The sequence below is a fragment of the Sorangium sp. So ce375 genome, from assembly GCF_051473855.1.
Taxonomy (GTDB): Bacteria; Myxococcota_A; Polyangia; order Polyangiales; family Polyangiaceae; genus Sorangium.
In genome coordinates, this window is the sequence record NZ_CP150335.1 from 6,686,596 (window position 1) to 6,696,640 (window position 10,045).

Annotated in this window: 9 protein-coding genes; 8 read left to right on the forward strand and 1 reads right to left on the reverse strand. The window is 68.9% G+C overall.

Annotation, left to right across the window (positions count from 1 at the left end):
• Positions 1–298 precede the first annotated feature (298 nt).
• Entirely contained in the window at positions 299–805 is a 507-nt protein-coding gene (locus tag WME90_RS24715) for a hypothetical protein (protein ID WP_437274439.1), read from the reverse strand.
• A 232-nt stretch (positions 806–1,037) separates the two neighbouring features.
• Between WME90_RS24715 and WME90_RS24720 the strand changes: the two genes are divergently transcribed.
• The 8 genes from WME90_RS24720 to WME90_RS24755 all read left to right on the forward strand — a co-directional run bounded on the left by WME90_RS24720 (position 1,038) and on the right by WME90_RS24755 (position 10,002).
• Positions 1,038–1,475: a hypothetical protein gene (locus WME90_RS24720; RefSeq protein WP_437274440.1), complete on the forward strand. Its 438-nt coding sequence runs from the start codon at positions 1,038–1,040 to the stop codon at positions 1,473–1,475.
• Positions 1,476–1,824: 349 nt separating this feature from the next.
• Entirely contained in the window at positions 1,825–5,499 is a 3,675-nt protein-coding gene (locus tag WME90_RS24725) for a response regulator (RefSeq protein WP_437274441.1), read from the forward strand.
• A 50-nt stretch (positions 5,500–5,549) separates the two neighbouring features.
• Positions 5,550–5,924 carry a response regulator gene (locus WME90_RS24730; RefSeq protein ID WP_437274442.1) on the forward strand — a complete coding sequence of 125 codons (375 nt, stop codon included), beginning with the start codon at positions 5,550–5,552 and terminating at the stop codon, positions 5,922–5,924.
• A gap of 80 nt (positions 5,925–6,004) precedes the next feature.
• The gene (locus tag WME90_RS24735; protein WP_437274443.1) at positions 6,005–6,391 is read left to right on the forward strand and encodes a response regulator; all 387 of its coding nucleotides are present in this window, start codon (positions 6,005–6,007) and stop codon (positions 6,389–6,391) included.
• Positions 6,392–6,656: 265 nt separating this feature from the next.
• Positions 6,657–7,634 carry an alpha/beta hydrolase family protein gene (locus tag WME90_RS24740; protein WP_437274444.1) on the forward strand — a complete coding sequence of 326 codons (978 nt, stop codon included), beginning with the start codon at positions 6,657–6,659 and terminating at the stop codon, positions 7,632–7,634.
• A gap of 107 nt (positions 7,635–7,741) precedes the next feature.
• Positions 7,742–8,350: a YdeI/OmpD-associated family protein gene (locus tag WME90_RS24745; protein WP_437274445.1), complete on the forward strand. Its 609-nt coding sequence runs from the start codon at positions 7,742–7,744 to the stop codon at positions 8,348–8,350.
• 29 nt (positions 8,351–8,379) lie between these two features.
• On the forward strand, positions 8,380–8,724 hold the full coding sequence (locus WME90_RS24750; RefSeq protein WP_437274446.1) for a VOC family protein: 345 nt from the start codon (positions 8,380–8,382) through the stop codon (positions 8,722–8,724).
• A gap of 135 nt (positions 8,725–8,859) precedes the next feature.
• Complete coding sequence (locus WME90_RS24755) at positions 8,860–10,002, forward strand: penicillin-binding transpeptidase domain-containing protein (RefSeq protein ID WP_437274447.1); 1,143 nt, start codon at positions 8,860–8,862, stop codon at positions 10,000–10,002.
• Positions 10,003–10,045: the final 43 nt, after the last annotated feature.

Sequence of the window (10,045 nt, forward strand, 5' to 3'; positions counted from 1 at the left end):
TTTCCGGCGAGCTTGAGGGGGTGGTCGTGGAGCGAGCGCCGGCATGGGAGCACGCCAACGCTCCTGCTAAAGTGCTCCAGGCACCGGAGTGGAGGCTGTGGCCTGGAGGCCATGACCTCCAGGCACGGAGCCTCGCCCCTCCAGGACGCCGCGGCGAAGGCGCTGCCTGCGCGCGAACGCCGCGCAGATCGAGGGCGCGCTGCGCTGGAGCGCGCCGTGGCGCTGCCGGGCGTCAGCCCGGCGGGAGCAGGGTGTCAGCCCGGCGGGAGCAGGGTGTCAGCCCGGCGGGAGCAGGGTGTCAGCCCGGCGGGAGCAGGGCGAGAAGCGCTCTGGCGGCGACCTTCTTGTCGAGGACAAGCACGCTCCGGATCATCCTTGCGCTCCCCGTGAGCTTCTCGCCCAGCGCCTCGCCCGTGATCTCGAGCCGGCAGGCCAGGAGGCGCTGGGGGTAGCGGGAGAGGAGCGCGTCGCAGTCGCGATAGAAGCGGGTGCTGCCGTCGCTCGCGAGGAAGAGGATGCGAGACGCGCGGGCGTTCTGCGGGCTCTCCGGGGCCCTCCTGGCAGCCGCGTCCAGCCCCTTCTGCTCGCCGGCGAGCTTGTCGGCGATGAGCTCGAGGCCGTGGCAGGCGTGCTCGGCCGCGAGCGCACCGCGGAGCTCCACGGCCAGCGCGTCGGTCATCGGGAGAGTCGCCACCTGGTTCCGGCCGCTCTCCCACAGGAGACCCGCGTGCTTTGTGAGGAGATCGGACACCGCGTCATGGCGCGGATCGGCGACGAGATCTTTCGGCAGCTTGAGCACGGGCACCTCTGCGCGCACCCTACCAGACCCGGCGCTCGGCGACGACCGGCGCGCCTCCCCGGGCTGGCGCGTCTCCCCGAGCCGCCCGCCGGGCCGGGCGCGTCCTGCGAGCGAGCCGAGGCGGAGCGCCCGGTGCTCCAGGCGCTGGCCGCGCCGCGATGAGCTTTTCAGGGCAGGCGGTGAACTCACCTGCCGGCGCCGCACGCACGTGGCATGCTCGATTTTTGGAGGGAACGCCATGCGACGACTCGCCATCTCCGGTTTGCTGGCAGCGTGCCTGTCGAGCTGCACGTCCGCGCCGCCGTCCACGCCCGGCGAGGGGGTCGCCGAGGGGCCTCTGCCCCCCGCGACGTCCGCGACGTCGTGTCCGGGCGAGAAGCTCGCCTTCACCCGGGACACAGGGTGCAGGAGCGATGGTTCCGTGGAGTTCTGCCTGCCGACCGGCGACGAGGCGCTCCTCGCCCGCGTGCGGGACATCGCGCCGACGGTCCAGGCGGCCTCGGGGAGAGGGCGCGCCGGCTGCGATGCGCCCGCGGAGACGCTGTACCTCTTCCCCACGGGAGACGCCGAGTGCACGGAGCGCCATGGCGCGCTCCAGGATGCGGCGTGGGACAAGGTTTGCCGCATCGCCGCGCTGCCCGAGGTGCGGGCGATCGTGCCGACGTGGTACGAGTGACCGGCGGCGAGAGCCGCTGCGCTCGCCGGCACTTCCAACGCAAGCCCGAGCCGCGCGAGGCTCTCCTTCGCGATCGCTGGCTCATTCGCGGCGCCTGAAAGACTCATCCTGCCACCGTGTCGCGCGGGATGCCCAAGTCCGGCAAGTACCGCGGGCGCAACCAGGGATCGTGGCTGCGCCCCGACGCAGGCCCCGGGCGGCGCCTCGCCGCGCGCGACGGCGCCTCCGACGATCGAAAGCCACTCGGCGACGCCGACGCCGTGAGCGGTCAACGCAGAAGCCCGACTTCCATAAGGATTCCGGCTTACAATTTACTCCGCCACAAGGTCCATGTACGAGCACAATCTCTATGGGAGAGGGGTCACGAGAGGGCAAGCGCCGCGTCGTCGTGCCCAGCCTCTCGATATGGGTCGCGGGCACGCTTGTCCTGGCGCTGCTTATGGTCGTGTTCCCCGGGCTGTGGCTCACCTCGCAGCTCATCGAGCGCGCGGTGATGGACGAGGAGATGCGCGTCCTGGCGCGGACGCACGACGAGTGGACCCGCCGCATGAGCGACCGCCTGATCCAGGCAGAGGTGAGCGTCGCGCGGTATGGCCGCATGCTCACCTCGGCGTTGCATGAAGTCGAGGGAGAAACCCCGCAGAAGTTCGACGCCATCGTCGGGCCGTCGCGCGACGGCGGCATGGTGTCGCGCAGCGCGGGCTTCGAGCGCAAGCGGGATGCCGTCGTCTGGCTGCCGGCGGGGTACCCGCTCGACGACCAGGAGAAGGTCTTTCTCCTGGGTTTGAAGCGCATGACCGAGCTGTACTCGGCGGGGGCGCCCGGTGAGCCCATCAACACCTGGCTCATCCCCAGACGGAACGGGCTCGTGATGTACTGGCCCAGCCACACGAACTACATCGACCAGGTCGACACGACCGTGGATTTCGTCAACTCGGAGTGGACGACGCTCGTGCTCCCGACGAACAACCCTGAAGGAAAGCCGCGCTGGACGCCGACGAGCTACGACCCAGGGGCACGCGAGTGGATGGTGAGCGTCGTGGTGCCGTTCTTCCGCGACGGAGTGTTCGCGGGCAGCTGCGGGCACGATGTCACGGTCAACGCGGTGATGGACAGCTTCCGGGAGCTCTCGCGGTATCCGGGGACGCAGCACGCCCTCGTACGGAGCGATGGAACCCTGCTCATCTCGAGCCTCCACCAGGACCGGATCCACGATAGCAAGGGGACGCTGAAGCTCGCCTCGCTCGGGGACGCCGAGCTCACGGGCGCGTTCGACGCGGCAAAGCAGCGCTCCAGCGGGGCGGCGCGCGCGATCATCGATGGGGAGCAGCAACGCGTCTTCATGGCGGCGCACATCCCGGGTCCGGACTGGCACCTGATCACCGAAGTTCCGCAAAGCGCGCTCGCGAGCGTCGTGAAGGCGTCGTACCGGCGGTACTGGTTCGCCGGGGTGGGGCTGATCCTGGCGCTCGTGATGCTGCCGGTGCTCGTGGTCATGCGGGTGACCCTGCCCTCCGTACGGCAGCTCGTCGCGGCGGCGGGGCGGTTCCGGGCGGGTGATCTCGAGCAGCGCTTCGGGGCCTCAGGCGTTCGAGAGCTCGTGCAGATCGGCGAGGCGCTCAACGCGATGGCCGAGAAGGCGGCGGAGGACCAGCGGCGGCTCGCGGAGCAGGGCAGGCAGATCCGCCTCCTGCTCGACTCTACGGCCGAGGCGATCGTGGGGCTCGACCGGCAGGGGCGATGTACGTTCGTCAATCAGGCGGGCCTCTCGCTCTTCGGATTGAAGGAGTCCGAGCTCCTCTCGGCGCCGATCGACCTCCTGGAGGGCGAGCTGACCCCCGAGGGGAAGAGCACCTTCATCCAGGACAGCCTCGCGCGCGGCGCCCCCGCGCACGCGGAGGAGGTGATCTTGCGGCGGAAGGACGGGACGAGGGTCATTGTCGAGTGCTGGTCCCATCCCATTCGCCATGACGACAGGGTGCTCGGGGCCGTGGTGACGGCGGTCGATATCAGCGCGCGCAGGGAGGCGCAGCAGGCGCTGCGGACGAGCGAGGAGCGGCTGAAGCTCGTGATCGAGGGGAGCAATGACGGCTTCTGGGACTGGGACGTCGTGACCGGTGCCCTCCAGCTGAGCGGGCGGTGGGCGGAGATGCTGGGCGAGCGGCTGGAGGACCTCGCGCCGCACACCCGCACCTGGGACGAGCGCATGCACCCCGAGGACCGCGCAGCCTCCTGGGCCGTGCTGGACGCGCACCTCGCGGGTACCACGCCGCAGTTCGAGGTGGAGCAGCGGATGATCTGCAAGAGCGGCGAATGGAAGTGGATGCTGACGCGCGGCAAGGTCGTGGCGCGCGACGACGCTGGCAGACCGCTCCGGATGGCCGGAACGCAGACGGACATCACCGAACGCAAGCGCAGCGAGGAGCTCCGGAAGAAGACCGAGGAGCTCGAGGCGATGAGCCTGCAGAACCAGGAGGCGAACCGGCTCAAGAGCGAATTTCTCGCGAACATGTCGCACGAGCTCCGGACGCCGCTCAACGCCATCATCGGCTTCGCGGAGCTCATGTATGACGGCAAGGTGGGTGCGCTGTCAGCGGTGCACAAGGAGTACATCGGAGACATCCTGAGCAGCGGGCAGCACCTGCTCCAGCTGATCAACGACATCCTCGACCTCGCGAAGATCGAGGCCGGCAAGATGGAGCTCAGACCCGAGCCGGTGGATCCGAGCGCGGTCGTCACGGAGATCCGAGATGTGCTCCGCGAGATGGCGGCGCGGAGAGGGATACGCATAGAGACCGAGATCGACCCGACGCTGCGCTCGGTCGTCGTCGACGTCCCCAAGCTGAAGCAGATACTCTACAACTACCTGTCCAACGGCCTGAAGTTCACGCATGAGGGCGGCCGCGTGGCCGTGCGCGTGCAGGCCGAGGGCCCGGAGATGTTCCGCGTCGAGGTCGAGGACGAGGGGATGGGCATCCGACCCGAGGATGTCGATCACCTGTTCATCGCGTTCCAGCAGCTCGACGCGAGCGCGTCGAAGAGGCACCAGGGGACCGGGCTCGGGCTCGCCCTTACCAAGCGCATCGTCGAGGCCCACGGCGGTCGCGTCGGCGTTGTGACCAGCGTCGGTCAAGGAAGCACGTTCTTCGCCGTGCTGCCGAGGGTCACGGCGAGGCTCAGCGACCCCGAGCTCCCACGCCGGACGATGCCGATCGAGGCCGAGCGTGCCGGCGCCCCGACGGTGCTGGTGATCGAGGACGACCCGCAAGAGCGGTCGTGGCTCTCCCGGACGCTCACGGAGGCCGGCTACGTCGTCGAGGCGGTCGCGACGGGCGCTGCAGCCCTGGCCCTCTGCCAGACGCGCGCCTTTGACGCCATCACCCTGGACGTCCTGATCGAGGGGGCGAATGGCCTCGATCTGCTGAGGCGGATGCGGGAGGGCGGTCAGAACACGACGACGCCGGTCATCGCGGTCACGCGCACTGCCGAGCAAGAGCTCGCGAGCGGCTTCTCCATCCACGAAGCCTTGATGAAGCCGCTCCAGCCAGAGGCTTTGCTCGCGTCCTTGAGGCGAGCAGGCGTGCTCGCGGACCAGAAGCGCAGGATCCTCGTGATCGACGACGACCCGCACGCCTGCAAGATCATCGCGGCGACGCTCGCCCAGCTCGGATACAAGGCCGTGTGCGTCCATGACGGGGCAGACGGGCTCGATGCGGTCGTGAAGGAGCGCCCGGCGGCCGTGGTGCTCGATCTTCTGATGCCCGGGATGAACGGATTCGAGTTTCTGGAACGGTTCCGCGATCTGGTTGGTACCACCGGCATCCCCGTCTTCGTGTGGACTGTCAAGGACTTGACAGACGATGAACGGGCGAGGCTCCGCGCGCCGGCGCACGCGATCATCCAGAAGGGCCGGCAGAGCATCGGCGTCCTCCTCGCGGAGATCCGGCGTGTGCGCGCGCCGCATCGCGAGGCGGACACGGACGGCGGAGCGTCGAAGAGGCCGGCGCCAGGAGCACCGGCGTAGGCGCGCGACGTCGCGCGAGAGCAAACCACATCGATCTTGGGGAACGCGGCATGGCTGGTGAACCGATCCTGGTGATCGACGACAACGCGACGAACATGAAGCTCCTGCGCGTCCTGCTGACGACGGAGGGGTATGAGGTACGCACCGCCGTCGACGCGAGGGAGGCCATCGAGGTCATGAAGAGTTTCCGGCCTCGCCTCATCCTGATGGATCTGCAGCTCCCGGGGATGAGCGGCTTCGAGCTGACGCGCCTGCTCAAGGCCGACGCTCGGACTCGAGACATCACCATTCTGGCCGTCACGGCCTATGCGATGAAAGGAGACGAAGAGAGGGCGCGCGCGGCCGGCTGCGACGGATACGTCTCCAAGCCGATCGACACGCGCGCGCTGGCCAGCACGATCGCGCAGCGCCTTTCCGCGCGTTGACATCGCTGGTTCAGCCCGCCGGTCGTCCTTCTGACAATGCGCGACGCGCGGCTGTTCTGGCACTGCTCGGGAGAGACACGATGGCACGCATTCTTGTCATTGATGACGACGAGGTTTCCAGCAAGCTGACCAGGGTTAGGCTGACGGGCGCGGGGTTCGACGTGACCTGCCATCACGGGCCGTTCGGCAGCCTCCATGCCGTCCGCAGAGGCGACTACGACCTCATCCTCCTCGATATCCTCATGCCTGCGCTGGACGGATCGCGCATCATGCAGCTCATCCGCTCGACTCCGGAGCTACAGAAGACAAAGATCCTGCTCTACAGCAGCATGGATCCGGAGGAGCTCGATCGGCTCGCCCAGAGCCATGGCGCAGAGGGATATCTCTCGAAGTCCTGCAGCGTCGACGCGCTGGTGGCCAGGATCTCGGCGATGATCAAAGGATCGGACAGGCCGTCACAGAAGTGACGGCGGGGGCGCCGTGACCTCGGGCGCCGTGACCTCGGGCGCCGGGGGCGGTCCGGGCGCCGGCATTGCAGCATTGGGCAGCCGGACCATAATGACGGGATTCCAGCATGGGGATGTTCGACTGGTACACGCCGCTGCCGCAGCTCGCCTGCCCCAGGTGTCGGGCGCCGCTCGACGGCTGGCAAGGAAAGGACGGTCCCTGCGGCCTCTTCGAATGGGTGCAGGGGATGCCTTCTCCATCGTCACTCAAGGAGATGCTCTGTTCATGATGAAGGGTGCGCAGTTCTGTCTCGTCGTCACGGCATGGGTGGCCCTCACCGGATGCGGGCGCCAGCATGAACCGCTGGCGGACACATCTTCCCCGTCTCCCCTCGCGCGCCCGCAAGGGAAGGCGCCGTCGTTGGCGGAGGCAAGGCGCGGCGCGCGGACCGGGCTCGTTCGGCGTGAGTCGGCGAAGGAGCCAGTTCCAGCGCCTCCGCCCAACCTCTTTCGCACGGTTCGGTACGGCTCCACGGCAGGTCAATTGGGTGCGTACGTCACCCCGGACCCGCAAGACGGAAAGAAGCATCCGGCGATCATCTGGATCACCGGCGGCGACTGCAACACCATCGGCGACGTCTGGTCGGACGCGACGGCGAACAACGACCAGACCGCCAGCGCGTTCCGCAAGGCTGGGATTATCATGATGTTTCCGTCGCTTCGCGGAGGGAATGACAACCCGGGCTTCAGAGAGGGGTTCTTCGGCGAAGTGGACGACGTCCTCTCCGCCGCGGACTACCTCGCCGCTCAGGGTTTTGTCGATCCCAAGCGGATCTACCTGGGTGGGCACAGCACAGGCGGTACTCTGGCTCTCCTCGTGGCCGAGGTATCCGACCGTTTTCGGGCCGTCTTTTCCTTTGGGCCCGTGGAGGACGTCGCCGAGTATGGTCCAGAGTTTTTGCCGTTCGACACGTCGTCGGCACGTGAACGCGAGCTTCGGGCGCCGATACTTTGGCTGCGGTCGATCGAGAGTCCCACCTTTGTCTTCGAGGGCGCCCAGTCCCCGAGCAATCTGCGATCTTTGAGGGCGATGGCGAGGATGTCATCGAACCCGGCGATTCGCTTTCTTCCGGTCGAAGGGATGGATCACTTCAGCGTCCTCGCGCCGATCACACAGCATGTCGCACGCAAGGTGATCACCGATGACGGGCCGACGACAAACCTCGCGTTCACCGAGAAAGAGCTGAGCAGTCCGTACCCGTAAACGACGCACAATGGCCTTCTCCGTGTCCCGCCGGTGGCACATGCAGTGGCCCCGGCGCGCCGGCTCCCTTGACTTCTTGATCGACAGGCTTCAACCTGGGCCGTTTCATGGCGCCGATCATCCCGAATCCAGACAAGATCAAGAGCTTCCCCACCGAGGCGACCTTCGAAGCCTGGATGGCCGCGAACCACGCCCGCGAGACCGAGCTGTGGCTGAAGATTCACAAGAAGGACTCGGGCGTGCCGACGGTGACCTACGCGCAAGCGCTGGACGTGGCCCTGTGCTGGGGGTGGATCGACGGCATCCGGAAGGCCTTCGACGAAGTCTCGTTTCTGCAGCGGTACACCCCTCGTAAGGGGAGGAGCGTCTGGAGCCAGATCAACAGGGATCACGTCGCCCGGCTGACGGCGGCGGGCCGCATGACCCCGCACGGCCAGCGGCACGTCGACGCCGCGAAGGCGGACGGTCGCTGGGAGGCCGCCTACGCCCCCATGCGCAGCGCGACAGAAGCCACCCTTCCCGAGGACCTCCGCGCGGCCATCGAGGCGAGCCCGCAGGCGCGCAAGACGTTCCAGACCCTCGGACGCCAGAACCTCTTCTCGCTGGCGTTTCGCATGAACAACGTGAAGACGCCCGCCGGGCGCGCGAAGAAGATCGCGGCGCTCGTGGCGATGCTGGCGCGCGGTGAGACCATCGTGCCGGAAGGGCGGCGCTGACTTCGGTCAGGGCGCGCGGCTCCCCTCCCATGAGCGTGCAGCGTGTCGCCTACGTGGTCCTCCGATGCGCTGACCTCGAGCGCTCGCGGCAGTTCTATGAAGGCCTTGGCCTGCGCTTGTCCCCGGAGCAGCACGGCAACGGACCGAAGCACTACGCGTGCAACGTGGGAGGAATGGTCCTCGAGCTCTATCCGCTCAGAGACAAGACGACGTCCGGTCTCCGCCTGGGGCTCGTCGTCTCCGATCTCGGTGGGATCCTGACGTCACTGAGAGCGTCGGGCGCGGCGGTTGGCACGATCGACCCCGAAGGCAGCTCGCCCGTGACGGTTGTCGATCCCGACGGCCATCAGATCGCCCTGGAACAAGAGCGCTGAGCTGCTCCAGGGCGAAGCAGGGGGCACAGCACCTCCCGGGCCGCTCCCGCGCCTCCTCGTCGGGCGGCCAGGTACCCCGTCACGAACGCCGCGCGGAACTTGGCCCTCCGCCGCGCCCCCTGGCATCTCCGCGCTGTGCGATCGCGTCTCTTCCTCGCGCTCGCCGCCGCGATCGCCGTCGGGATCGCGCCGGCGACGGCATCTCCGGCGCCGCCTGGCGTCCGAAAGCTCCACGTCGAGGCCGGCGCGGTCCACGCGACGGTCGGCGCGTCGGGCAAGCAGGTCCGGCTCACGCTCGACCCCGAGCTCCAGCGCGCCGCCGAGCGGCTCCTCGCGCGCTCCGGCGCCCCCGAGGGCGCCATCGTCGCCTCCGACGTGCGCACCGGGCGCATCCTCGTGTGGGCGAGCCGCGGAGACCGGGACTACGTCGCCACGCCGCTCGCGCCGAGCGCGAGCCTCTTCAAGATCGTCACCGCGGCGACGCTCCTCGAGCGCCGCAAGGTGAACATCGCCACGCCCGTCTGCTACACGGGCGGCATGAGCGCGATCACCGCGCGCGATCTGGAGGGGCGCGGCGCCACCTGCACCGTCTTCGGCGAGGCGCTCGGCCGCAGCATCAACGGCGTGTTCGCCCGCCTCGCGGGCCAGCACCTCACGGCCGACGACCTGCGCAACAAGGCCCGCGACCTCGGCTTCGACGGCGAGGTCCCCATCGACGTCCCCGTCGCGCCGAGCACCGCCAACATCCCCGCCGAAGGGCTCGGCCTCGCCCGCGCCGCCGCGGGGTTCTGGAGCGGGCGGCTCAGCCCGCTCGGCGCCCTGTTCGCGATGCAGACCATCGCCAACGACGGCGAGCGCGTCCGCCTCTCGCTGCTCGCACCGCCAGGCGCGCAGGCCCGCGAGGACGCGGGCGCGCTCACGACGCGGACCACCGACGGCCGGGTCCTCCGGCCCGAGGTCGCGCGCACGCTCCGCTCGATGCTCGAGGTCACGACGCGGCGGGGCACCTGCGCCAAGGCGTTCCGCAAGCCCGACGGCACCCGCGCCCTCGGCACCATGCCCGTCGCCGCCAAGACCGGCACGCTGGTCGGGGGCAACCCGTCGCGGATGTTCTCGTGGTTCGCCTCGTTCGCGCCGTCGGATCGCCCCGAGATCGCGGTCTCCGTGATGCTCGCCAACGACATCGCGTGGCGGACCAAGGCGAACCTCGTGGGGCGCGAGCTGCTCGAGATCTACTTCGGCCGGCGGCGACCGGGGGCCGTCGCGCGGCGGCGCTGACGGCCGCCGACGCCGCGCACACGACGCACACACAACGCGCGCA